Genomic DNA, 25,454 nt, shown 5'->3' on the forward strand with positions numbered 1-25,454 from the left:
CTGGCTCCTGAATCGAGCAAGCATTTTCTGCTGGAAGGCGATGTATACCACGAGCTGAAAAGGTACGATAAAGCGCTCCATGCATACAGCCAGGCCATTACCTATGCCGAGAAGGAGCGCCTCGCGAGCAAATGGGAGAGAAGGGGCCACCCACGCATGCTCACGTGGCTATCTGCGCAGTACGGCCTCTTTTATATTTATATGGCGACAAGAGACTACCAGCGGGCATGCACCGTAATGCAGGAGGTGATCGCCTCTTTCCCTGACAATCCCCGGCACTATGTCATGATGGGGGATGCCTATGGAATGACGGGTGATATTAAAAGGGCAAAAGAGTCGTTTGAACATGCGCTGAAAAGAGACCCCGATAACCCCTTTGCGAAGAAAGGTTATTCGAAATGCGTGGAAATCCTGCAGAGGGGACAGGGCAGCAGGTAGGTAGTTCGGGCTATTTTTCCTCTGCCAGTGAATTGAAGAGCTCCTTATATGCAGCGACAACGGACTGCCACGTAAAATGCCTGTCGGCCCACTCCTTTGCCCTCATGCCCGTTTCTCTGACCATTGCCGGCTCAAGCACAAGTCTTTGCAGTGTAGTGGAGAGACCGTCTACTTCCTTCTCAAAAGTGAACCCATTACCGCCTGTGACAATAGTATTAAAAGGAACGTTCAGTACAAGCGGCGGGGTTTGTAGTCCCATGGCCCTGAGCAAGGAAGGGTTTGTGCCGCCCACTTCATGACCATGGATATAGAGAAATGCATGTTTGTAAAGGCTATTCAGTCTCTTCTGGTCAAAGATCCTTCCCGTAAAATATACACGGTCATTCGCCAGGGCATGGAGCCTCGAAAGGTAGTCCTTTCCATAAGGGGAGTCTCCCACGACAACAAGAGGAAGGCTGACCTTCGAGGCTACGTACTCTTTTATGATAAGGTCTGTGTTGTTTTCCGGTTCTAACCTTGCAACAACGAGGAGGTAGTGGTGGGGCTTCACGGAGACCTCGCCGAGAATCGTTTCATCCATACCGACGGTTGGTTCAGCGCCATAAGGTATATAGACCGTTTCAGCATGGTAGGTGTCCCTGTAATAGCCCTTCATAACAGGACTATCGCTCACAAGCGCCGTCGCTGCGAGCGTGCTTATGCGCTCAGCCCATTTATAGTACAGCCGGGCGCATCTTCCCCATTTTCTCCTCTTCCATCCAAGACCGTCCGTATGGATGACGATCTTTTTCCCGAACCACTTGAGCAAAAGACACCACAGCGCATTCCCGGGGTCTACCACAAATATCACATCATAACTTCCGGTCAATGCATGCAACACGGAAAGCCCTGTATGAAAAAGGCTCTCAATGCCTTTCGCCCGTCCTGAAGGGAGATAGATGCACTCCACGTTGGAGACCCATGTAGGCTTCTTCTCATAATAAGGGCTGCGGCAGTAGACCGTTACGTGCACGCCATGATCGTTCGCCAGACGCAGGGCGAGTTCCTCTGCGAGCGTATCATAGCCGCTGTATTGTGCCGGTATGCCGCGTGTTCCAATGATTGCGATTTTCATCGTGAGAAAACCAACCTCTATCGAATCATATAGTGTAAGAAACCGGCTTGTCAATACGAAGATCGCCTTCCGTGTTTTCGGTTGTGGGAAACAACTCCTATGGTGTATAACATCAAGTGACTGCAAGGATGAAAACAATGGCCGTACCATACTTTTCCGTTATCATTGACTCCTATAATCTGGGCGCATTCATTGAAGAGGCAATAGAGAGCGTCCTTGCCCAGACCTTTCCGAAGGATAGGACAGAGATCATTGTGGTCGATGACGGCTCAACCGATGACACACAGGAAAGGGTAAAGAAATACTCTCACAGCATTCAGTACATTTACAAAGAAAACGGCGGTCAGGCATCGGCATTCAACGCGGGGTTCATGCATTCCAGCGGAGACATCATTGTATTCCTCGATGCTGACGATTATTTCCATCCGGAAAAACTGCAAGAGCTCTCACACATTTATAATACCTATCATTGTGATGCGGTCTTCCATAACCTTTCTGTCGTGACAACGAAGCTTAAAGGGCCGTTCATCCCCTATCTTTATTATCACAATCCTCAATTGCTTCATAAAATAGGGAAAAATCTTTATGTGCTGTCAACGCACAACGGAGGCACGGGCTTTATGCCGGTCTACTTCCTTGTGCCAACATCGGGCCAATCATACAGCCGCAGGCTTTGCAAGAAGATCCTTCCCTTGCCCGAATATTTCACCCATTCCGCCGACCTGTATCTCCACCTCCATGCCCTTGTGGGCACCGATATATACTTTGTGGACAGATCGTTAGGTTTTTACAGGAGGCATCCTTACAGTGACAATGAGTCTCGCCGGACTGACATCGTATGGCATGAAAGGCGCATTGGTTTTTATTCACATACGCTCCGGACCTTGGAGCAGACCTTTCATGATAAAGCCGCCCGGCTTGCAAGGACCGTTGAGAACGATCTGCATCTAATGGATATCCCCCTGGAGAGAATGAGAGGAAGATACAGGATTGCTTTAAAACATTTTTGGGAATACAAGGCCCCCGGCCCGTTCTTATTGCGCCTGAGCAAGATATCCCAAGCCCTCTTCTATCTTATCGCACCTCCGCGGATATACGAGAAAGTTCGCTCATTATATTTTTCTTTTCGTATGAAAAATCTGGCGAGGTTTATCGTGAGAAAATACCCGTGATCTCCCCGTATCTCATTTCCCGCATCAGGACGAGCATGACGAGATAGAGAACAAAAGAAACGGCCAGTGCGACCGGTACGGTGCATGAGAGCTTTATGAGCACCATTATAGTGAGCGCCATAGCGGCTCCTGCGGCAAGGACCCTTCCAAAAGTAACCCATTGGGCTTTTCCCCATACACCATCTTTCAGCGCCCTTAATTGAACCCATATCACCACGCAAAGGGAGAATGTTCGCGCAAGCGCGATACCCTTGGCTCCCCATAAGGGTATGAGTATAAACGACGAGACAATGAGCACGATCAGCCCGATAAGCACCGCCCTTACCGCCTTATTCTGTTTATCCATGGCAATAAGGGATGTACTGTTGATCTCACTCAAAAAGAAGGGGATAATGCTGAGGGCCAGGATGCCCAGGACAGGAATACTTGGCAGATACCCCGTGCCGAAAAGAAGGAATATCCATGTCTTCCTGAGAAGACCAACCATTACCGCACAGGGTACCGCAATGATCAGCGCGGCGCGCATGATCCTTGTGCAGACATTGGAAAATTCTTTGGCTGAGCGAGCCCATGCCCTTGATAGCGACGGCAAAGTAACCCAAGCGAGACTCGCAGCGATCATCCCGACGAGGTACACGATCTTTTCTGCTGCCGAATAGTATCCAGCATCGACATCGCCGCGCATCATCCCCAACAACACAAGATTAAGGAAGGTAAAGGCGGAGGAGAGCATGGAGAAGACGGCTAAAGGCGCGCTTCTCTTCACAATGTCCCATGCGTATTGCCGGCTGAAGGAAACGATTCTGATTCCATAATCGCTTCGTAACACAAGAACAGCCGCTGCCACGCAGAGGAGAGTTACAACCAGTCTCCATACCACAAAGGTTGTAAGTCCATACCCGGCAAAGAGGACCGCCAGCCCCGTGGCACACCACATGAGGGCAAGGAGCATCCTGAGCATGGATTCCTTACTGATTCTCTGAGATGCACGATAAAAGGAGCAAAGGAAGAGCACATACTCAAGTGCTGCCATGACAAAGTAGATGATGAAAATGACAAAAAGACGCCCTTCCCCGGAAGGACCTGAAAGAGCAACACCAAACGGCACAACCGCTATAAGGAGCGTGAATGCCCACATGAGAAGGGAGATGTGTGTGAAAAAGCTGTTTGCCTGCTCCGGGGATCGTGCCAGCTCATGGACCGTGAACCTCTGGAATCCAAAGGAAGGGACCATGATACAGAGAACACCGAGACTATAGGCAAACGAAAGGAGGCCGTAGGATTCGACACCGAGGATCCTCGCCACCATTATGGACACGATGAAGCCGAGACCCTGCGTCGCAACCTCTGTGGAGAACAAAAGCGCCGTGTTTGTGCTGATCCTCTTTTCGCTCATACCTCTTTTGTCCTTCGCAGAACCGCAGGGATGGTCTTTGCGAGTATCTCCATATCGAGCAGCAGCGACCATCGGTCGATATACTCGATATCGAGCTTCATCCATGCGTCGAAACTAAGGGCATGCCGGCCGCTCACCTGCCATAATCCCGTGATCCCGGGACGCACGCTGAAGCGCCGGCGCTGCCAATCCTTGTCAAATCCCTCGTAATCCCTCATGGGCAGGGGCCGAGGCCCCACCATGCTCATATCGCCCTTCAGCACGTTCATGAGCTGCGGCAGTTCATCGATCGCGAATTCCCTGAGGATCCCTCCCAGAGGCGTTGCCCTCGGGTCATGCCTGATCTTGAATGCCGGCCCGTCTGCTTCATTGAGTTCCGCCACATCGGATAATCTTTTCTCGGCATCGGGGGTCATGGTCCTGAACTTGTACATACTGAATACCCGCTTGTTCAGCCCTACCCGTTCCTGGATAAAAAAGACAGGTCCTTGCGAGGTAAGTTTTATGGCGACCGCAGTCACGACCATGATGGGGAATGCGACAATAAGCAATAGGGATGCGATCACAATATCCAGGACGCGCTTGATAAACGCATCCCATCCCTCGATGCCCTTTTTATCCAGGATGATCGTTTCCGTACCGTATAGTTCATCAGCGCTGCCTTTTGCTAACCTCCGGCTGAGTGGATCGGCAACTATCCTGACCGTGATGCCGTGCCTTTCACATAATGAAATAACCGCGAGGATATCTTCATAAGAGCGCCCTGCAGGAAGGCAGATAACGACCTCGTCAACGACCGTATGGCGCAGAAAAGATGGTAATTCATTAAGGCCTGTTACAACATGAATGCCCTCAATGGTCGGGGGCATCCCTGTTTCGTGAGCCTCACTCACATAGCCTATGATCCTGTACCCGGCCCCTGCCGTGTTTGCGATCTTCTGTGCATATTCGTGTGCCTCTTTGCCAGTGCCTATGATGAGCTGGTAACAGATCCCGGTCGCATGCATCCCCATCCATTGTACGATGCGGCGAAGGATTCCCCTGCACACGATGGTCAGGATAGTGCATGACACCCAGAAGGTCAAAATAAAAAAAGGCGTCACGAGCTTGATCCTTAAGAGGATGCCAGCCAGAGCGACAAGGAGCGTGCCAAGGGAGGTCGCCTTGACGATACTCCCCATCGCATCCCGAAGGCGCGTCATATGCCTCAGCCGGTAGAGGCCGAATGAAGAGAGAACGACATGCCAAGCAAGGAGCAGGCAAAGAAAGATGATGAAGTTCTGGACCTTGATCCGCATGGAGAGGAACTGACCGAAGGTGACGGTCCCTATGCCGAAAGAGACCACGTAGGCAGCGAGGAAAAAGCAGACGACCATGATGGCAATATCGAAAATCTTGAGATTTCTCAAAAAAGTGCGGTGCGTTGGGGCAATCATCAGGACTGAGTCAATATTATCTTTAAAGCAGGATACTGTCAACACAATGTATACGTCAAGCGCCTATGCGACAATACCCCCTTCTTCGATGAGGTAATTGAACGGTGCGGAGGCTGACGAGCGGAAAGCAGTAAGAGCAAAAGAGGGTAGGTAGTAAGCGGTGCGCACGAAAAGCTTTTCACTGCCTACTACCTACTGCTTACTATTTTTTAGCTTTTGCTATGAACTATCGGCTATGACCTGATTACTTTATCTGCTGTATTATCTTCCCCGTAATATCAACCGTGTCTTTCACGTAGACAACACCGGCGGCGCTTCTCTCAAAGATCACCGTGTAGTCTTCCTTTTCTGCTATATTCCTGACGACCCCGTTGATCATACCGAGGGCCTTCTGTGCGAGTTGAGAGTCCATCTTCCGCACCTCGATCTCGAAATCCTCCCGGAGCCTCCTTATGTCTTTTGCATCGTTGGCAAGCTTCACTTCAAGCGTCCTGCGTTCATCAACGGGGAGTTTCTCGCCTTCCTTTCTCAGTTTCTCTTCAGTGAGCTTCGCAGATTCCTCTCTATCCCTGAGCGGTTTCCGTTTGGCCTCGATCTGTTTCATAAGGTCCTGACGATAGCCTTCGATTGTCTTTGATCCCCTCATGACCTTCTGGACGTCGAAGACGCCGATCTTCAGCGCCTGCGCGGAAACCTGGTAAACACCGACAAAAGATACCATGACCACTGCCGTTATGATTGTTGTCAACAGACGTTTCATTCAATCCCTCCATGTATTATTATTGACCATTATCTTGTATTCAGGTGTATCATATTTACCTGAAGAATTCATGTTTTTTTAAATGGTCACAAAAGAATCGGTTTGCAGATATTGAACCTGCAAACCGATTTGTGTTTTTGCCATGAGCTATCAGCTATGAACTATGAGCCGTTTTCTTTACTTCGCCACTCCTGCGGCGGTTCCGGTGATGCTCCCTGCGCCGGAGGTCGCTCCCGTGCCTGCGGCAGCGCCGCTGAAGGTTGTTGAGCCGTTAAAGCCGCCTGTACCGTTCACGCTGCCGAGCCATTTGCCGTTGCTGCTGGGGTTCCATTGTGTGAAGTTGAAAGAGGCATTGAGCGTGCCGCCGCTCAGTGAGATGGGGGTGCTGGTACTCGGTGGTGCCGTATAATTACCGGTCACGCTGTTTGTCGCCCAGATGCTCGGCTTCCCGCCTGCGCTGGTTGCAAAGAATTTTACGTCATTCATCGAAAGTGTAGAGAAACCATTCCCGGATCCGGTCAGGGTAGCCATGCCCACCTGGACCGCGGGGATGCCGAGAGCCTGGAGCTTCGCCTTACCCGGATCAGTCGCCGCCAGGGTGAGGTATGTGTTCGTCTCAACCGATACGCCCATGACCCCGGCCTGGAAGGTTAAAAGCGTTGGGTTGAATGTCCCCTTCAACTCACCGACAGAGATCCAGGTATATGTCTGTGCTGGCTGTATATCTGCTCCATAGCCTACTATTGTGCCTTCAACCTTATTGCCTGACCATTTGGTGCCCGTCACCCCATTGCCCATGATCCTCGTAGAGTCTATGAACTCGATGGTTGCAGTCCATGGCTCGGTCGGTGTGATCCCGGTATATATACCACCTACCGCGGTCTGCCACACGCCCCAGCTTCCTTCTGTTGCAGAGAAGGTTATGCCCTCTCCTTGATAAGTAAAGGATCGGCTGTATTCTTCACCCATCTGGTACCCGTTCAGCGTAAATGAGGTGTTGCTGCCGGTATTGTCGTAAAAATCCCCTGTATATATATGATCAAAGAAAGATGTCAGCGGAACGGATACATCCATCAGGTAGACAGGATAGATGCCGCCCTGGCCTGCCCACATCTCAATGTCGGAGGAATAGACCGTACCGGTGAAGGAGCCTTTCAGGATGCCCGCAGGGGATGTTTCAGCGGGGTCGAGATAAACGGCATATATCCTTCCCTCGATTGCTCCGTCGATCTCCCTGCCGCCGATATATCCGTAATACGTACCCTTTCCATCGAGCGTCGTATTGGTGCTATTCTTTACATTATAGCTCACAATGTCAGTGCCGAATATGGTGGGTTTCCCGTTCCAACTGTTAAAATCACCGAGAAAATAGACGGTTGCCGGAGAGCCTGCGGTCGCCGTCCAGAGATTCCCCACGCCTCCCATGATCGCGGAGATGGAACCGTCGTGGGAAAAATCCCACCACGTTGATGTTTGGTTGGGTGCCGGCTGTCCTTTCGCTGCTGCAAGGTCGCTGAAAAAGGCATCGCTGAAGGAAGCGGGGTAATCCGTGCCTGTTGTGTAGCCGGAGAACGTGTTGGTACCTTTTGCATAGGTATATTCATACCACGCAGGGATTGAGAAAGGACCGCTATCCGTTTCATACTTTCTCTGTGTTATCAATGTCCTTGAGGCATCGCTGAAAAAGCTGATCTCCCCGTATTTGACCTCATTATCATAGTTGTAATAGTAATGGTTATAGGAGCCATCTGAGTAGCCACCGGAATGCATCTCTGCAAAGCGCTTGCTCGATGCATTAAAACTGCTGGCGAAGGTAAAATACTGGGTCGTGTTCCACACACCGCCCATCACTCCCTGCCAGGAATAGAGTTTATTGGCTTCAACGGTCTCCGGCTGCGTATAGACGCCGAGGACGCCCACATCGCTTATGGTACCCATCTTCGTCATGGTCATGAACTGACCTACGGTGCTTGTATATGAGGCCTTCGCCACACCACCGGTCAACGTGCCGCTGAGCGTCGGGATGAGCATCATCCCGATATCAGCCTGCCAGTTATTAGAAGCATCCTTGTACGCGCCGAATTGACCTTCTGCCCCGACCTGGGCGCTCCAGGTGCCCGGTATCGTAGTAGATAACGATGACACCCCAAAACCGCCGACCCATATTGTTGAGCTGAAGACACCCCAGTCCTGCCCTTTAATAAAGCGGGTCGTCCCCGAGTTTTCCATGGTGGCAAAGAGAGAGCCCGAATCACCGGTGAGACGCCCCATGATCTGTGACGCAAAGGGTCCGTTGATAATGTTTGCGCTGAAATTGCCTATGTTCACTCCTTCAGGGTTGCTTGCGAAACTGCTGTTCATAACGTTTGCGACCACTGTCCCTTCAGCTTCCCACATGCCTATGTCTTTGTACAGGCTTCCCGTCAGCGCCTGTGATCCCCTGAGCACACCTGCCGTTGCATTGTCCGGTCCGACAAAAAGACCGCGTATTGCTATCTGGACGCCCCTCGCATCGTCGGCAATAAAGCCTCCCAAGGTCATACCATAAGCGCCGTTGGCAGTTCCTCCTGCAACATAAGGGGTATAGAATGTGCCGAAGAGGAAAGGCGTGGTAACGATCGTCGGCTTGGTGTAGTCAGAGGCGGTATATTTGCCGATGACGGTAACCGGCGTGCCCCCGGTACTCCAAGGGTAGCTGGTCATGCCAAGGATGGCGTCAAGATAATCATCGCTCCTCTTCTCAAGCACGTCCAAAAACCCTGGCCATTCCGAATACCACGTTGGCGTGAAAGAGTAGTTATCAGGATCCATCCAGCCCGGGAGGTTCCTCACTTGATCTATGCTCGCAATGTCCCAGCCGGTCATCCATATCCTTCTCTCTTGATCCTTCTTCAACATTGCGCTGTTGGGGAAATAGAGTTTGTCTGGATATGGACCCATATCATCATTTACTTTTCCAAACCCTTTGCCGCTGGTTTGTATATATCTATATTCGTAGTCATGATAACTGTTGGCTGAAGCGTCCCATTGGGTGAAGTCAGCCTCATAATATGTCCCGGGCAGGGCGCGCCAGAGCGTGGTTGGTGTGGCGTCTGCCGTGGAAAATGCCAGGCTGCTTGTCAGGGGCGTCCCTGTGTAGCTGCCTATTGCCTGACCTATCCAGGTATCGCTAGTATTGACGCCGGTGAATTTTCCTTCCATGTCATACCTGTACAGGGGCGTCAGGGCCTTTCCTGCCACATTGCCCGTTATCTCGCCTGTGTCTTTCCACGTGCCGCTTATTGTTGTGAGCCAGTAGCCTTCATCTTCACTGGATGCTCCAAAGGCACCACCCCCTCCGAGGGCTGCGCTCCATGATGGATTGCCTGTCGGTTTGGAAATATAGTAATTGGGATAGTCGCTGTCGCCAAATCCTATATAAAAGATACCGAAAGGCAGGGATTCCCCGGAGGATGTGTTATAGAAGTATAGAGTCTCGCCGCTCCCATCATCCCATCCATATATACTGCCCGTATCTCCAACAAAGGTACCCGATAATTTTCCCGACATAGATCCCCAATCATAATCAAGCTCAGCCGGATCAAGACCTGATGCAAGTTGCGTTGGGGTAAGCGTACCGCCTATACCCCACATTCCGGAATCAGTTGCAAAGGGATAGTAGGAGCCGGTGAAATTGCTTTTCATGATACCCGCCGTGACCAAACCGGTGATTGTATCGGGTGGGCTGATATATAATGCCCGTATTGCACCATCTATGGAGCCGACTGTGGTACCGGGGCTCTCAGGGTCGCCGTCCTTCCATATAGCAGCCGCATATCCTTCGATGATACCGGCAGCAGGGTATGAAACATCCTGCGTGGTGGAACCGGAGATATATGAATCCATCAGGTAATGGGCCTTATCAGCCGGACTTAATCCGTAGGTGCCTATGGCGGTAAAACTCGCCGGGCTTGTCCAAGGAGCGCTTGTTCCGCCAAAATAGCCAATATCTTCTCCGGCGTATCCAAATATACCAGTGTCATTGTAATAGAGGGAAAAGCCGTCGCCGGGTCCCCCCAAATTCCAGTCACCAAAGAAATTCGCAGGTGTTGCTACATACGTTCCCCCGCCTGACATCCTGAATATTTCACTCACAGGGCAATACGTTCCAAGGTATCTCATGGAGTAAATACCGAGATATGGTCCAATCACTTCATCGATGCCAATAGACTGGAGGAGCGTATCGATAATGAACTTTCTATTTGTAGTGTCGTGGGAGTAGAAAAGGGGACCAAGCGCATATTCATAATCGCCTGCGTACCCCAGATAAGGGAGGGAAGTCACTTCAGTGGGGGCATAAGATCCAGTATAGATGTTGCCTATGGCAGCAACCTTTTTGCCTTCATTGGTAATGAGATAAGGAGCCGTATACATAAAATAATCTGGGGTGATTTCTATGCCTGAATTACTTATAACAGATGGGCTGCCGCTGGGAAAAAACTGAGGGGATGGCCCATATTCAACTTGATCCCATAATGCATCAAGTAATGTCTCTCCTGGTCCTGGTGTGAGGGTTACAGTCCCCTGGGAAGCGCTCTTTCCGAATGTTCCGCTCATTGAGAATGCAGTGTCAGTGAGGGTGCCGGGGGCATCCCCTGTGAGGAAGTATACCTGTCCTCCTTCTACATAGAGTGCTGCTGTACGGTTTAACCACGAACCCTGCACGCCGGCTAATGGCCCATAGAAGGCGCCACCCTTGTCAGAAGTACCTTCTATATAGCCTTCCAATACTGTAGGTGTACCATCTAATGCCAAGGTCCCTGAGGCCGATAGGGTGCCGGTTCCCGTATCGGGGATATTCCCGGTTAAGGTCCCACCTGTTAATACTCCAACAGCCCCCCCTGAATCATCGAGCATACCTCCGTAAATTTCTCCTGTAAAGTTTGTCCCACCCGTTACTATATCCGGCGGGGGTGGAGGTGGCGGCGGTGGCGGTTCATCTGACCCAACCTCGCCTTTGCTTTCAATGACTTGAATAAATGCCCCTACTTCCCCGCTGATAATGGCCTCGCTCGCCTTTACAGGCGCTGTCGGTGTACCCTCGCCGGTGATAAAGGACACCTGGCCTGCTACGATGGGAACGAAGACCTGGGGTGACCCGGGGTTATAGAGGTATCCATGGCCTGAGATGAAGACAACCATGGTTGCACCATTGGTAAACCCCACGATCATATCGGAACCCCTGATACCTGCAACGGCATTGGGTGTATGGACCTCGAACCTGTTGCCCTCAGCAAAGGCCGCTGCCCGTTTCACGAAGTCCTCGTGCGCTGCTGCCTGGACCTTTCCCCTGTATAGCTTCATGACTGTAGAGCTTCTTTCTTTCCCTACCATGTACTCTTTAATCTCTATCCTGGTGGCAGGTGCGATCTTCAGGGTGTTGTTATTATTGAAGATGATCTCTGCCCTGCTCTTTGACTTTGTCCGGTAGATATCACCGATGTCTACGGGGGCGCCGAGCGAAACCGGGGCAGCAACGTTTTTCCCTGCCTTCAGGACGTCGACGCGGCCCTGTATGGCGTTTATCTTCCCAACAGGGGCAGCAAAAGCAATGCTGCCGGTGAGGAAGGCAATGATGAGAAACGACCAGAAGACCTTGTTACAGGAGATGTGAGTCTTCATGATTGGTACCTCTCTCTTTATAAAATTTTACTGTTATCTTCATAATAGACCTTTGCCGGCTATCGCATTGAAAAAATAGAGATATCCCGATCTGTCTTGGTTTCCTATCCAGGATGTGAGTCTGCAAGTGTCCCACCACCAACAGTAACCGCTTTTTATAACAAATACAAGGTATTACGTATTACATTATTATACTAATCATTTTGGAAATGTCAAGCTATATTAATAAAGGTCAGTTGCTATCGGCTATGACCTGATTACTTTATCTGCTGTATTATCTTCCCCGTAATATCAACCGTGTCTTTCACGTAGACAACACCGGCGGCGCTTCTCTCAAAGATCACCGTGTAGTCTTCCTTTTCTGCTATATTCCTGACGACCCCGTTGATCATACCGAGGGCCTTCTGTGCGAGTTGAGAGTCCATCTTCCGCACCTCGATCTCGAAATCCTCCCGGAGCCTCCTTATGTCTTTTGCATCGTTGGCAAGCTTCACTTCAAGCGTCCTGCGTTCATCAACGGGGAGTTTCTCGCCTTCCTTTCTCAGTTTCTCTTCAGTGAGCTTCGCAGATTCCTCTCTATCCCTGAGCGGTTTCCGTTTGGCCTCGATCTGTTTCATAAGGTCCTGACGATAGCCTTCGATTGTCTTTGATCCCCTCATGACCTTCTGGACGTCGAAGACGCCGATCTTCAGCGCCTGCGCGGAAACCTGGTAAACACCGACAAAAGATACCATGACCACTGCCGTTATGATTGTTGTCAACAGACGTTTCATTCAATCCCTCCATGTATTATTATTGACCATTATCTTGTATTCAGGTGTATCATATTTACCTGAAGAATTCATGTTTTTTTAAATGGTCACAAAAGAATCGGTTTGCAGATATTGAACCTGCAAACCGATTTGTGTTTTTGCCATGAGCTATCAGCTATGAACTATGAGCCGTTTTCTTTACTTCGCCACTCCTGCGGCGGTTCCGGTGATGCTCCCTGCGCCGGAGGTCGCTCCCGTGCCTGCGGCAGCGCCGCTGAAGGTTGTTGAGCCGTTAAAGCCGCCTGTACCGTTCACACTGCCGAGCCATTTGCCGTTGCTGCCCGGATTCCAGTTCTTGAATGCAAAATCTGCGCTCAACACGGATCCACTGAGCCCAATGTTGGTTGCAAGCGCCGGCGGCGCTGAATAGTTCCCGGTAACACTCCCTGTGGCCCAGACCGTGGGTTTACCCCCAGCGGCCGTAGCAAAGAACTTGACGTTGTTCATCGCAAGGCTGGAGAAGTTATTCCCGCTGCCCGTAAGCGTATCGCTTCCCACCTCAACACAAGGGATGTGCATCTGCGCAAGCTTGTCTCTCCCCGCCTCTGTTGACGCCATATCGAGGAATTTGGTTGTCTCTACCCAGCTGCCGACACCAACCGCCATATACGTGTTGACATCAAAGGTACCAAGCACCCTGCCGGCCAGCACGCCCGTGTTTGGACCGGTAACATCCTCGATGCTCGCCCAGTAGCCGACGGCACTGCCTTCGAACTTCTTGTTCTGCCATGGACCGCCGGAAATAAGAACACCCATATCATCAGTCGTGGAGACCGCACCTTTAACCTCAAACTGCCAATCATTTGTACCGCCGGACGGGTCATAATAGGAACCATAGAATTTTCCCGCCCAGAGACCGGCGTAAGGCACATCGGATATCCAGAAGCTTTCCACCCATTTTGTGTCGATCGCCGCCGGGGTTATGTATCCTGAGCCGCCGAAGTTGCCTCCGCTCGTCGCGGTATCGTAATAAAAGACATGGCTGTATATGCTGGAGGTAAGGTTCGCCGGTGCGATCGCAGATGTGCCGAGCTCCACCGCGTACCATTCGCCGCCTGCCTGCCACTGCGCGTTGTTGGGGTCGAACCAGCCCCAGTCTGGGTTATCCCCGACATCTCCGAAGTACCCGAGAAGCCCGCCTGCCTTTCCTGTGGGGCTGATAAAAAGCCCGCCCACAAATCCGCCGACGTTCTCTCCTCCAAAAACTTCATAATATCGTTGGACCCCGGTCCATATCCCCCAGTATGCCCCGCCGTCCAGCGTGGTCTTTGTGCTGTTCGTATAGTTCATTGAAAAGATCTCGCCGCCAAAAATATGGTTTTTGTCTGCATACGTGGGGCTTGTGCGTACATCTGAATTGTTCTTGTAGATCCCGAGCATGCTGATATCGAGGGGCTGACTCGCAGATGTAGCCCAGAGGTCCAGCGGCCCGTTGCCGTCGAAGACGCCCTTGAAGTATCCATCCTCCACAAGGTTTGTCCCGTCATAGTAATACAGCTTCGTCTTGTTGGAAGTATTCGGGGTAATCCATGACATATACCAGACAGGGAAGAACTCGCCGGCAAGTTGGCCGCCAAAGTTGCCTGACGTGGTGCCCAGACCTGTAAACTGACCTGCTCCGTAACCGTTCAGATCGCCCTGAATATATGAAGAACCAACCTGTATAGCCCCCATGCCCCAGAGCTCGCCGATCCAGTTATCTGTGCCGCTGCTATCGCTGTGGGCTGCCTGCGAGATCCATAAGGACCCGAAGAAGGTCTCCCCGGGGTTCGTGACAACAATGTTCCCGATAGAGTCAATGTACTGCCCGTAGTAGGTCCCCGAGATCGAATTCGAAGCAGCGACCTTATGGGCAAAACCTGACGGTGGTGTTGCATATGAATAGATATTTGTCGGCAGGGTCACATCCGTCCCCGGAAGGGATGGCTGTGAACCGGTAAGGGTTACCGTTGTCGTCAGTTCACTGGGGAAACCGAGGGCTGCAAGCGCCTGTCTGCCTGTGGCATCATTGGCAAGGTTCATATATATAGGGGTGCCGAACCAGGCGCCCATTGAGAAGGCGCTGAATGCCCCTTCGCTGTCATTATACGTCCCAATCGTCTGCCCTGACAAAAGGGCGGTGCGTCCGGACCGCCAGTTGGCCCAGTATCCGTAGGTCTCTATGCTTGTAAGCTTGCCGTCCGACCATGTCCCGTAGCTTCCCATATCCAGGTAGCGGGTCAGATAGTACGGCGATGCGTTCGTCCATATCTGGTCGCTGTTAAAATGATAACCGGTCGGCGAGACGGACGGATCATATGCCCCGAGGGAATTCATCTTCCAGAGGCCGAAACCGTATGTCGAGTTGTAGGGCTCTACAAATGAAAGGATCTGGGTTTGGTCCCATCTCTCGGTCATATTTCCTAATTGCTTAAAATTTGTATCGAAGAAGCCACCTTCGCTGTCGGTGTGCCCGTAAGGAGGATAATTGCCATAGTCTGTTGTCTTCGGCCCGGTAGATGTCTGGGTATTTGAAATAAGATCCTTCGCCGCGAAAGGTACACCTGTGCCGAGCTGCGTCCTTTTGATCGTCCCATCCCCCTCGAAGACCAAGCTCTCCGGATACCCTGTGCCGGGAATGCTGGCATAGAGGACGCCCGTGTTGCCGCTCCCGTCCACGTATACCATATAGGACCGGAAATCGACTGCGTCCGTCGTCGTGTCGGGGATGATGGTAGCGCCGGCGTATCCCCTGTATGCACCGCCGTCGTATGTCGTAAAGGTACCGTCTATCCGGTTAATCGACTGGAAGGGTCCCGGAGTATACCATATATGATTCAGCGAAGGATCACCGGATACGTACTCGCCCATCACAGAGGCATTGACGGACGTGCCCGCGCCGAAGAGGGAATCCGTTCCTCCCATGGTGAACCACATATACCCGTCTTCCATATCGTAAGTTCCATCAGGATTGCTCCCGTAATACATGTAGTTCAGGAAACCGTTGTAGAATTTGAGGGCAGCATTATTCGACCACATACCAAATGTGATCGCCTGGTAGGTATCGTAGTCTACCGTGCCGAGGAGGTTCCCATCAAATGTCCCCATCATGGTCTGGCCCATGTATGTCCCCGATTCAGTGCCGGTAAGCACACTGCCTTCAACGGAGCCCGTGGTATCCGCGATAAAGTAAGCATTTTGCCCGTGCCCGGGGCCGGTGCCGTATGTATCCCAGCCACCGGGAGCGGCAGCGATCACTGTAGCAAGATCTCCCGTCCAGGTAAGGTTTTCTGACCCTTCGTAATACCAGTAATTTCTCCCTCGTCCGTAGGGATCACCATAGGAGAAGTGCTGCAGGACCATGTTTCCGCCCGTCATGTAGACCTTTTCATACCCTGACGTTCCCTGGCGGTATGAGACAAAGCCAAGCTGGTTCCGTCCCGTAGGATTTCCGGAGTAGTCGTTAAAATAGGAGTACCGGTAGTACCCGTTATCGCTGTACGAATAGATACCGCCCGTCATGGTGTCCAGGTTATAAGAGCCAAACTGCGCCCTTCCGCCGGTCACCGTGTTCCACGTCGTTTTGTCGTTCGGGTTATAGAACCACCCGCCCGATTTCGCCATGTAGATGCCCCAGTTTTGACCGGGGATGTGCATGATATCAAAGTCTCTCTCGCCGCTTATGTACCCTTCCCCTGAACCGAAAGAACCGTAAACGAAGTAGTTGAACATATTCGGTGCAAAATATCTCTTGCGGACGATCTCGTAGAAGTTGTCAGGCGTAATATCGCCTATCGTGGGGATGCTGCCCACGTCGCTTGTCTGCTGGGTGAGCGTCACCGTGCCGTCCAGTTCGAAGGCGCCCAGGTACCAGTATGACGATCCTGTCCAGTCACCCGTGAAGTATCCTGCCGCATAGGGTGAATCTGATGACGGCGCGATGTACAGGCCGTAGAACTTACCCAGCATGGACCGCACACCGGTGCCGCTGCACGGGTAGAGGATGCCGCCCAGATATGCCCAGTATGCGCCGTTGTCGTACGTCGTTGCTTGTGACGTCCACCAATCTCGACTATAAACACGCGAGCCCCAGATATGGCCGTTTGTGTTCGGCGCATCCTGAAGGCCTATAGCGGTAAATGCCGGACTGCCCCCGGCAAAGAGAGAACCGGTACTGCCGAGCATTCCTGATATCGTTCCATCGTCCGTCAATGCTGTCTCGTTGAAATACTGGAAGTCGGAGCTAATACCACTCCCGAAATACAGTGCGGAGCCTTCCCACACGCCGACATCTGCTGCCTGCCACTTGCCTTCCTCTGCGCCGTAGGAGCCTATGAGATTCCCGGTGATTGTTCCCATCTTTGCATAGCTTATATACCGTCCGGCCACGTCACCGGATATAGCATTATTCGCCCAAATACCGTTCGTTATGCTTGCCAGGTAATACCCGTCATCATCGCTGTAATCATACGCTGAATACCAATAGGAACCAAAGATAGCGGATCCGGCGATCTTTCCGGTCCATCCCGCAGGCGGCGTACCGGTATAGGTGCCGCCGTGACTCATCGAGTAGATACCCCACAACCCCGTTGTAAACAATTGGCTGTTCAAGGCTGCGGTATAATTCCAGTTCCCGCTTCCCGTGCTGAAGATCTCACCACCGGTATATTGTCCCCATAGTGATTTCGCGTTATCGGTATTATCTCCTATCGTTAATGAATAAACAAGGTCCGACGGCGCTATGCCGACATCGGTGTTTTTCGGGGTTGTGGTGAGGTTCCCTAACATCTCCGCCATGTAGATATCCGGATAAGCGGTGCCGGAGAAATTTCCCCTCAGGTAGCCCGCCGCATACTTCCCGCCTGATTCCGGGCTGATATAGATGGCAACGACCCTTCCATAGAGGTCGTCACCGGTTATGCGACCTGCAAAAAATCCATTATACGCGCCGTCGTCGTAGGTGGTGTATGTGTCATTGTTATAATTGTAGCTGTAAATACCTGCATTCCATATCCGCGGCTTCCCGTCTCCAGGTTCATACCAACTGATCATTGTGGCGGCTGCCGGACTTCCGGTCCAGAGTGTGCCTGTCCCACCCATCAACCCATAGAAAGAACCGCTGTAAGTGCTCCACGCGGAAGGATAATGGAATAACCCTACATCGACCTCGTTGACAAACTTTAGGGGTGTGCCTTCATAGGCGCCGACACCCACGCCGACCCATGTGCCATAACCATAGCCCCCTTCATCTGTGCCTTCCCCGGTGTAAAGTCCGTAGAATGGCCCTCCAATGGTCCCCAGATGTGTTGATGTGATATATTTACCGCTTAAGGCTCCGTTTATCGTTCCATGGTCAGATCCTGAACTGTATTCATCCCATATACCCGCGATATCCGCAAGCCAGTAACCATAGTCACTTTCATTGTATCCAAAATAACCTGCATCTCCTATCTTCGCGTTCCATGCGACAGAAGCGCCTGCAGGTTTGCCTTCGTAGTAGTTGTCATACCCCATCTGCAGGTAATAGACTCCAAATGGAAGGCTCTTGTCTCCATCATAGACAGCATCATAATATGTAATAAACTTGGTCTCGCCATCATCATTTTCACCCAAGATCGTATTTGCAGCGCTTCCTGCAAAGCCCCCTGCCATATACGCATCAAGCCAACTGGAACTTATAGAGGCATTTGAAACATCAAAACCTGCAGGCAGGGATGCAGTCTTATCTATCGTTGTCAACCCACTTGCGTTGCTTTCAGCCTTCCACATGCCATACACATAGGGATCACCGCTGTCATCATAATACATCTCGTAGAAATTGCCCGTTAGGTTGCCCTTGACAAGTCCAACTTTCCCGTCTTCAGTATAGTAAACTGCTGCGGCGTAACCTGACATAGTGCCGGAGGCGTCAGAAGGATCCGCCTTCTTCCATATTCCACCGGTAGAGGCCTCCATGTATCTGTTTTCCGTTACACCCCCGTAATACATATCGCCGCTCCAGATGTAAGGCCCGCCATAGCCCTCCATGCCATATCCATAATCATAAAATTCACCTATGGCGAGGAAATTATAGTTCCCATCCGTGCGCTTAATAAAACCAAAGGTGCCTTGATTGTCCCCACTAGCGCTGTTCCATCCCCAGTATCCATAATCATTATAAATCGTGCTGTGTGACCAGCTCCCTCCAAAATCAGTGGGTGTCCCTGTGTAGCTGCCTATTACCTGGCCTATCCAGGTGCCATCATCGGTCCCTGAATTTACACCGGTGAATCTTCCTTCCATGTCATACAGGAGCACAGGTGTCAGGGCCTCTCCTGTCAAGTTGCCCGTTATCTCCCCTGTATCGGTCCAGGTACCGCTTATGGTTGAGAGGTAATATCCTTCATCCTCGTTGTTTTTCCCAAACCCACCGGTCCCCCCGAGGGTTGCGCTCCAGGACGGATTACCTGTCGGTTTATCGGTAAAATAACTGGGATTGCTTTCGTAGCCAAGAACCATATTGAAGATACCGAAAGGCAGGGATGCGTATGAGTATGGCCCGGTGTACAGGTATAGCCACTGAGTATACGGACTGGTACTCTCTCCATAGATGTTTCCGGTACCACTAAATGAACCTGATAATTTTCCCGACATACCTCCATATCCATCCAAAAGGTCATCTGGATTAAGACCCGATGCTAATTGCGTTGGGGTGAGCGTGCCGCTTATTGCCCACATCCCGGAATCGGTCGAGAAAGGATAATAGGCGCCGGAAATATCGTTCTTCATGATGCCTGCTGTCACTTTTTCGTTTGCATCCGGGGTGCTTATGTATAATGCCCGCAAGCTGCCGTCTATAGAACCGATTGTAGTACCTGGGTTCTCAGGATCGCCATCCTTCCATATAGCACCGGTGAACCCCAGGATAGAACCGCCTGATACGTCCGCCGTGGTGGAACCAGAGATATATGTATTCATCAGATAGTGGGGCATATCAGGTTGGTCAAGGCCATACTCTCCCATGGCGTAAAAGCTCGCGGAGCTTGTCCAGGGAGAGGTAAATCCGCCAAAATAGCCGGAGTCCGTACCTGCATATGTCATCATGCCGTAATCATTATAATAGAGCGAACCGGGGCCACCCCAGTAGCCATGAAAATCCAGTGGTGTAAGCACCTGTGTTCCTGTCCCCATCCACCTGTATGGTGTCCCGGAGGTGGAGTCGCCATCATAGGTGCCGTAGTAGAGCATGTCACGGCTGCCCATATACCAGTAATCCATATAATCATAGCTGACGGCCATGCTCATCTTGTTCGCACCGTCATCGACAAAGACGGCGGGACCCAGGAGGTATGCTGCATTTGTGCCATCGTAAAATCCCGTTACGCCTCCCACGGCGCTATAGGACTCGGTGTTAGTGTAAATGCCCAGAGCCTTCTCACGGATAATGGTAATTTGTTTCCCTTCATTGGTAGTAATACCTTTTAGATCTATGCTGCTTCCTCCCGAGACATCGAGGGTTAGCGCATCGCCGAATGCCCATGGTCCGCTGAAGGATGCCGGATACGGTGTTGAGCTATTTATATAATCTTTGAACACATCAAGGAGTGTCTCCTCCGGACCCGGGGAATCCAATGTGACGGTGCCGAGGGATTTCTGAAGACCTATGGTCCCGCTGCCAGACAGAGTACCTGATGATGAATCTGTAGGGGTTAAGGTTCCCGTCAGGCTTGACCTGACAAGACCAACATTCCCGCCCTCCACGTAGAGGGAGGCAGAAGTAGCGCCCCACGAGCCGATGACCCCTCCTGTAAGACCATAGAAGGCGCCACTTGTACTGGAGATACCCTCCACATCACCGGAGATTATCTTTGGTGAACCCTCCATGGTGTATGTACCGGAGGCACTCAGGCTGCCGCTCGACGCATCGGTTGGAATGTTGCCGGTCAAGGTTATGTCCATAGTACCTGAAGAACCACCACTAAGATCAGCGGCTATTGTTCCTTCAAATGAAGTTCCTCCTGTTGGTGGGAGTGGTGGTGGGGGTGGTGGGGGTGGTGTGGGTGGTGGAGGTGGTGGGGGTGGTGGGGGTGGCGAGTCAGGTGCTGGCGGATTAGGGAGAGTTCCCCCCGAACCATCACCGGTTCCAGTTCCTGCGTCTCCACCGGCGCCGGAACCGCCTGTTGATACCGGCATTACCTGTCCAAGGGCATCATTTATCTGGTTCTCGCTTGCGGCCCTTGGCGCTGTCGGTACTGATGTAGATGATACAACCACAGACATAAAACCGGCAACAACAGGGACAACTTGCCCCGGGATCTGCGGGTTATAGAGATACCCCTGTCCTGAGACAAAGATGACCATTGTCGAGCCGCCCTGGTGGGATACGAGCATATTGGTGCCCCTGATCCCGGCGACGGCGTTGGGGGTATGGACCTCGAACCTGTTCCCCTCTGCGAGGGCAGCTGCCCTCTTGATAAAATCTTCACCTGCTACGGCCTGTACCCTGCCTCTGTGGAGACGGATGACACCGGTGCTTCGTGCACCCTGGATCATGTACTCCTTGATCTCTACACGTGACGTCTGACCAATCCTGAGGATATTCCCGTTCACGAAGGTAATCTCTGCCTTGCTTTTGCTCTTTGCCCGGTAGATATCACCGATATCTACGGGGGCGCCGAGCGAAACCGGGGCAGCAACATTTTTTCCTGCCTTCAGGACATCGACGCGGCCCTGTATGGCGCTTATCTTCCCAACAGGCGCAGCAAAAGCAAGGCTGCCGGTGAGGAAGGCAATGATGAGAAACGACCAGAAGACCTTGTTACAGGAGATGTGAGTCTTCATGATTGGTACCTCTCTCTTTATAAAATTTTATTGTTATCTTCATAATAAACCTTTGCAACAATAGCGTTGAAAAGAGAGGGATATCCCTCTCTGTCCTGGCTGTCTATTCAGGATGTGAGTCTGCAAGTGTCCCACCACCAACAGTAACTGCTTTTTATAACAAATACACGATATTACGTATTACAATATTATACTAACCATTTTGGGAATGTCAAACTATATTAACAAAGGTCGTATACCCAAAAACTTGTTGACCCATAAACGATCAATTATGAACGTCCTATTTAATACCGGTACTCAAACCCCAATGAGAATATTTCCCGCGTGTAATCATAGGTCGAGATATTACATTTGTCCCTGATATAGGTGTACTGGGTAAGGATGTCAATGTTTTTGGTCAGTTCATAGATAAGACCAAATGCCGTATTGTAGGTGTCATCCCTCCGTGTCATGTCAAATACCACATTGTTATATTTGTATTGAGTGAACGCAGCATCTCCTGAGAACTGGAACTTAAGCGGTACGGCAAGGAGGTCTTTAAGGGGATAGAGGAAGCTTGCACTGAACCGGTGCTCCCTGTTGGTCCAGTTACGACCTTCAGCATCCTCTTCGGCATAAGTATACTTGAAACCCGCCAGTCCCTTGCCTTCTTTGAAAAAGTATGTCCATCCAAGGCTTCCGCTCATTACGTTCGAATTTCTATTTTCATCAGATGAGATTGGCTCAGGATGCAGGGGTGTTTCAAAATAATATTTTTTTGAAACACCAAGGGATACCTCTCCGATGTTGTTTTGGGTCACCATGAACCTGGCAGTGGGATTTATTCCAGTCTGTTCCATGTACCGCGTGGTATTCCACCAGCTAAGTTCATTCAAGAAATCATTACCTTTGTCCCCCTGCAGGCTGCTGTATGTATAGCTTATGGGAAGGGAGAGAGACCATTTATCGAAGTTGTAGCCGGGGATAGCGCTGATTGTTTGTGTTGTGGTATTGTATTCACTTAAGTTTCCCATAGTCCCATCAGCCCTTGTGTATTGTTTTGGAAAATACTTGTCAGCATAAAGAGAATACTGGAAGGAAAGGTTGTAAGGGTTATTGAAAGAGAAGGGGGCAGTATAGCCAATCCTTAAAGAGAGGTTCAGTACGCTGTCTTCGTGGCCGGAGATGGCATCCACAATGGGCCCGCTCCCTTTTGCCACCACGTTTGTGTCATACTTATAGCTCAACCCACCGCTGAACCTCCAGGGTCTCTCCCGTTCAAATTTTTCGGCTAATGCCTTGTCATAGTCCCTCGCCAGGGTTGCCATATCGCTTTTGGGATCGACACTGATCACTGCCTTGAAACGATTCTGTGCCTCCTTGTATTTTCCCGCCTGCATATTGGCGCTCGCTATCTGAAATTCGGAGAGCTGTGCCATCGACGGGTCAATCTCCTTTGCCTTTTCAAAGCCTGCTATTGCCTCGGAATACTTCTTGTCTTTCAGGTACACAAGCCCTTTCAGGAACTGGATCCGTGCCGGCTGGATCCCTTCTTTCTCGCCTACTGCGATCCATTCCTTCGCCTCTTTTATATTGCCTGTCTGATAAAGCACATCGATGAACTCCACAAGGGCCTCTTTGATCCGGGGGGTAAAGGTCACTGCATCCCTGAGATAGGGAATAGCGTCCTTGTACTGCTCCATGATCTTATAGGTGAGACCGACGTAGAATGCAACGGTGCTTGATGAAGGCTCAGCCTTCCTGGCCTCAAGAAAATATACGAGCGCTTCTTCGTAGTTCTCATCACGGAATTCCTTCATGCCCATTTCAAAAGATTGTGACTGGGCGGCCGCAAAACCAACAAATGAGATAAAGACAAAAACAGTAACAAGAAAAATGGCATACCGTTTCATTGTTTGGTCTCCCTCTGAATTATTTCTCTATACAACTTATGTCTATACAACTATGGTTGAACCCTGTTTAAGCAGTTTAATATTGTTCCTCTTGAGGGCATTCAACTCCCGATGTATCTCTTCCAGGAAAATCGGCTTTATGTGTGTAACATAGATCGGCATTGTGCCAAGACCATATCTGTCAATGTGTTCAACAAGCATGGCTGTCGTCATATGCCCCGATATCCTTGCCAGCCTGTCTAATCTGTTCGGGAAAGAAACGTCTGATATAATAAACTCTATGCCCTTTGTCTTGCCGGCCACCTCCCAGAATCTCTTTGTGGGCCCTGTATCAGCAGTGAACATAAAACCCTTCCTGCCTTCCTTCACGATATAGCCTACTGTAAAAACCGTGTGTGTCATCAGGACAGGCTCAACGCTGATGCTGTCGATTGCGGATACCTTTTCCATCGGTATCTCGTGAGGCTTGATGATCCCTTTGTGCTCTGACGGGATAACGGTGAAATCAGGCCAGATAAGGTTGTTCAAAAGATTTTGTGATATGATCTCAAGTATCTGTTTTACGCTGATCAGCTCAATCGAGTAATCACCCATCATGACAAGCTCGTCAACAAAGGGAAAAAGGCCCTTCACGTGATCGACATGGGTGTGGGTTATTAATACCTGTTTGATCTTTTTCAGTGCTTCGTCGGCAAGAACTTCTGTGACCGTTCCTGCATCGAGAAGCATTGTATCATTAATGAGAAAAGATGTTGCCCGGTATTTTCCTATATAATTACCGTAACAACCAAGTATTTTTATTTTCATCTTTAGTATGCATTTTATTAAAACATTTGCTTTCATGTCAAGGAGTTTTGTGCAATTTTGTATAACTTTAATTTTCGGTATACAGGTCGTGAAATTCTTTCTTTTCAAAAAGAATTGCGCCAAACCTTTATACCGCTGCGTGACACATTACTTGCAACTATATTATTTCATTATATTTAAACGTTATATATCTTACGAATCGTATGGGGAGATTGAACATTATTTCACATTAATACCTTGACGAGTGAAGCCCATTGGCATTATATTATAAGTGGATATTTTTTGGAGGATCTTCATGCCTATCTATGAATATGAATGTTTGGAATGCGGGAAGGTATTTGAAATATTTCAAAAGATCGCGGAAGACCCTTTGACGGAATGTCCGGCATGCAAAGGTGCAATGCAAAAGATCATATCCCGGTGCGCATTTCACCTGAAAGGAACCGGCTGGTATGCAACAGACTATAAAAAACCAATAGACTCAGTAAACGGCAAAAATGGCGGGAAACATACAGAAAAGAAGGAAGAAAAAACAGAGACAGTTACAGAGACCAGAACAGAAACAAAATCTGAGACCACAAATACAAATACAGAATCAGCCGGGGTATAAATGAAAACAGGAGACAAGATTACATTTACCTTTGCAAAGAAAGAGATGGAAGGCACAATTGAAAAGGTCTTTCAAAAAAGTGTCTATATCAAAACCGATTTTCCCAAGGACAAGGGGAAGATCGTCAAGAGAAAGCTGAAAGACATCAAATAAAGCAGCTCATGGCAAATGTAATAACCAATAACCAAACATCAATCACCAATTAATACCCAATAACCAATGACCGAATACCCAAACGGGAAGCGATACAGGCAAGTCTTTGTTTGGTGATTGGATATTGGGTATTGGTGATTAATTGGAGCTTGGTTATTGGTGATTGGTTATTGGGTGTTCAATAGTAATCCTGCAGCGCCTTCACCCGGATATTGCCCTTCTTCATGCTTTCAATGGCATTGACGACTGCCTGGGCGCCCGACAGGGTGGTTGTATAAGGGATCTTGTACTGGACAGCGCTTGCCCGGATGAGCACCTCATCCATCTTCGGGTTTCTTCCGCTGGGCGTGTTGATAATAAAGCGGATATCTCCGTTTTTGATCATATCAACGATGTGCGGTCTG

The 25,454-nt window shown here is 50.3% G+C and carries 15 protein-coding genes; 5 read left to right on the top strand and 10 right to left on the bottom strand.

Annotated features, from left to right (window positions below; translation table 11 throughout):
- On the top strand, positions 1 to 438 hold a 438-nt coding region (locus tag PHU49_03690; GenBank protein MDD5243095.1), incomplete at its 5' end, for a tetratricopeptide repeat protein.
- Positions 439 to 448: 10 nt separating this feature from the next.
- Here the strand turns inward: PHU49_03690 and PHU49_03695 are convergent.
- Complete coding sequence (locus PHU49_03695; GenBank protein ID MDD5243096.1) at positions 449 to 1,552, bottom strand: DUF1972 domain-containing protein; 1,104 nt, start codon at positions 1,550 to 1,552, stop codon at positions 449 to 451.
- Between the two features lie 137 nt (positions 1,553 to 1,689).
- Here PHU49_03695 and PHU49_03700 point away from each other — a divergent pair, with 137 nt between their 5' ends.
- Positions 1,690 to 2,724 (top strand): glycosyltransferase, encoded by a 1,035-nt coding sequence (locus PHU49_03700; GenBank protein ID MDD5243097.1) that lies wholly within the window; start codon positions 1,690 to 1,692, stop codon positions 2,722 to 2,724.
- Here PHU49_03700 and PHU49_03705 read toward each other — a convergent pair.
- Both PHU49_03705 and PHU49_03710 read right to left on the bottom strand, forming a co-directional pair.
- A complete protein-coding gene (locus PHU49_03705) occupies positions 2,702 to 4,120 on the bottom strand; it encodes a flippase (protein MDD5243098.1) in 1,419 nt (472 codons plus the stop codon). The genes PHU49_03700 and PHU49_03705 overlap by 23 nt on opposite strands.
- Positions 4,117 to 5,451: a sugar transferase gene (locus tag PHU49_03710; protein ID MDD5243099.1), complete on the bottom strand. Its 1,335-nt coding sequence runs from the start codon at positions 5,449 to 5,451 to the stop codon at positions 4,117 to 4,119. Before PHU49_03710 ends, PHU49_03705 begins: the two co-directional genes overlap by 4 nt.
- Here PHU49_03710 and PHU49_03715 point away from each other — a divergent pair.
- A complete protein-coding gene (locus PHU49_03715; GenBank protein ID MDD5243100.1) occupies positions 5,362 to 5,565 on the top strand; it encodes a hypothetical protein in 204 nt (67 codons plus the stop codon). The two genes, PHU49_03710 and PHU49_03715, sit on opposite strands and share 90 nt — an antisense overlap.
- A gap of 235 nt (positions 5,566 to 5,800) precedes the next feature.
- On the opposite strand, the gene PHU49_03720 is transcribed toward PHU49_03715, so the two are convergent.
- The 6 genes from PHU49_03720 to PHU49_03745 all read right to left on the bottom strand — a co-directional run bounded on the left by PHU49_03720 (position 5,801) and on the right by PHU49_03745 (position 24,287).
- The gene (locus tag PHU49_03720; protein ID MDD5243101.1) at positions 5,801 to 6,316 is read right to left on the bottom strand and encodes an OmpH family outer membrane protein; all 516 of its coding nucleotides are present in this window, start codon (positions 6,314 to 6,316) and stop codon (positions 5,801 to 5,803) included.
- A 177-nt stretch (positions 6,317 to 6,493) separates the two neighbouring features.
- Entirely contained in the window at positions 6,494 to 11,977 is a 5,484-nt protein-coding gene (locus PHU49_03725) for a FecR family protein (GenBank protein MDD5243102.1), read from the bottom strand.
- Positions 11,978 to 12,234: 257 nt separating this feature from the next.
- A complete protein-coding gene (locus PHU49_03730; GenBank protein ID MDD5243103.1) occupies positions 12,235 to 12,750 on the bottom strand; it encodes an OmpH family outer membrane protein in 516 nt (171 codons plus the stop codon).
- Between the two features lie 177 nt (positions 12,751 to 12,927).
- The gene (locus PHU49_03735) at positions 12,928 to 21,588 is read right to left on the bottom strand and encodes a FecR family protein (protein ID MDD5243104.1); all 8,661 of its coding nucleotides are present in this window, start codon (positions 21,586 to 21,588) and stop codon (positions 12,928 to 12,930) included.
- Positions 21,589 to 21,872: 284 nt separating this feature from the next.
- A complete protein-coding gene (locus tag PHU49_03740; GenBank protein MDD5243105.1) occupies positions 21,873 to 23,480 on the bottom strand; it encodes a CDC27 family protein in 1,608 nt (535 codons plus the stop codon).
- A 42-nt stretch (positions 23,481 to 23,522) separates the two neighbouring features.
- Positions 23,523 to 24,287: an MBL fold metallo-hydrolase gene (locus tag PHU49_03745; GenBank protein MDD5243106.1), complete on the bottom strand. Its 765-nt coding sequence runs from the start codon at positions 24,285 to 24,287 to the stop codon at positions 23,523 to 23,525.
- A gap of 295 nt (positions 24,288 to 24,582) precedes the next feature.
- On the opposite strand from PHU49_03745, the gene PHU49_03750 reads away from it, so the two are divergent.
- Both PHU49_03750 and PHU49_03755 read left to right on the top strand, forming a co-directional pair.
- Positions 24,583 to 24,897 carry a zinc ribbon domain-containing protein gene (locus PHU49_03750; GenBank protein ID MDD5243107.1) on the top strand — a complete coding sequence of 105 codons (315 nt, stop codon included), beginning with the start codon at positions 24,583 to 24,585 and terminating at the stop codon, positions 24,895 to 24,897.
- Positions 24,898 to 25,050 carry a hypothetical protein gene (locus PHU49_03755; GenBank protein MDD5243108.1) on the top strand — a complete coding sequence of 51 codons (153 nt, stop codon included), beginning with the start codon at positions 24,898 to 24,900 and terminating at the stop codon, positions 25,048 to 25,050.
- Positions 25,051 to 25,228: 178 nt separating this feature from the next.
- Here the strand turns inward: PHU49_03755 and PHU49_03760 are convergent.
- Positions 25,229 to 25,454, bottom strand: a 226-nt coding sequence (locus tag PHU49_03760; GenBank protein ID MDD5243109.1) for a hypothetical protein, incomplete at its 5' end; no start/stop codon positions are given.

It is taken from the genome of Syntrophorhabdaceae bacterium, assembly GCA_028713955.1.
In the GTDB taxonomy this organism is placed as follows: domain Bacteria; phylum Desulfobacterota; class Syntrophorhabdia; order Syntrophorhabdales; family Syntrophorhabdaceae; genus UBA5609.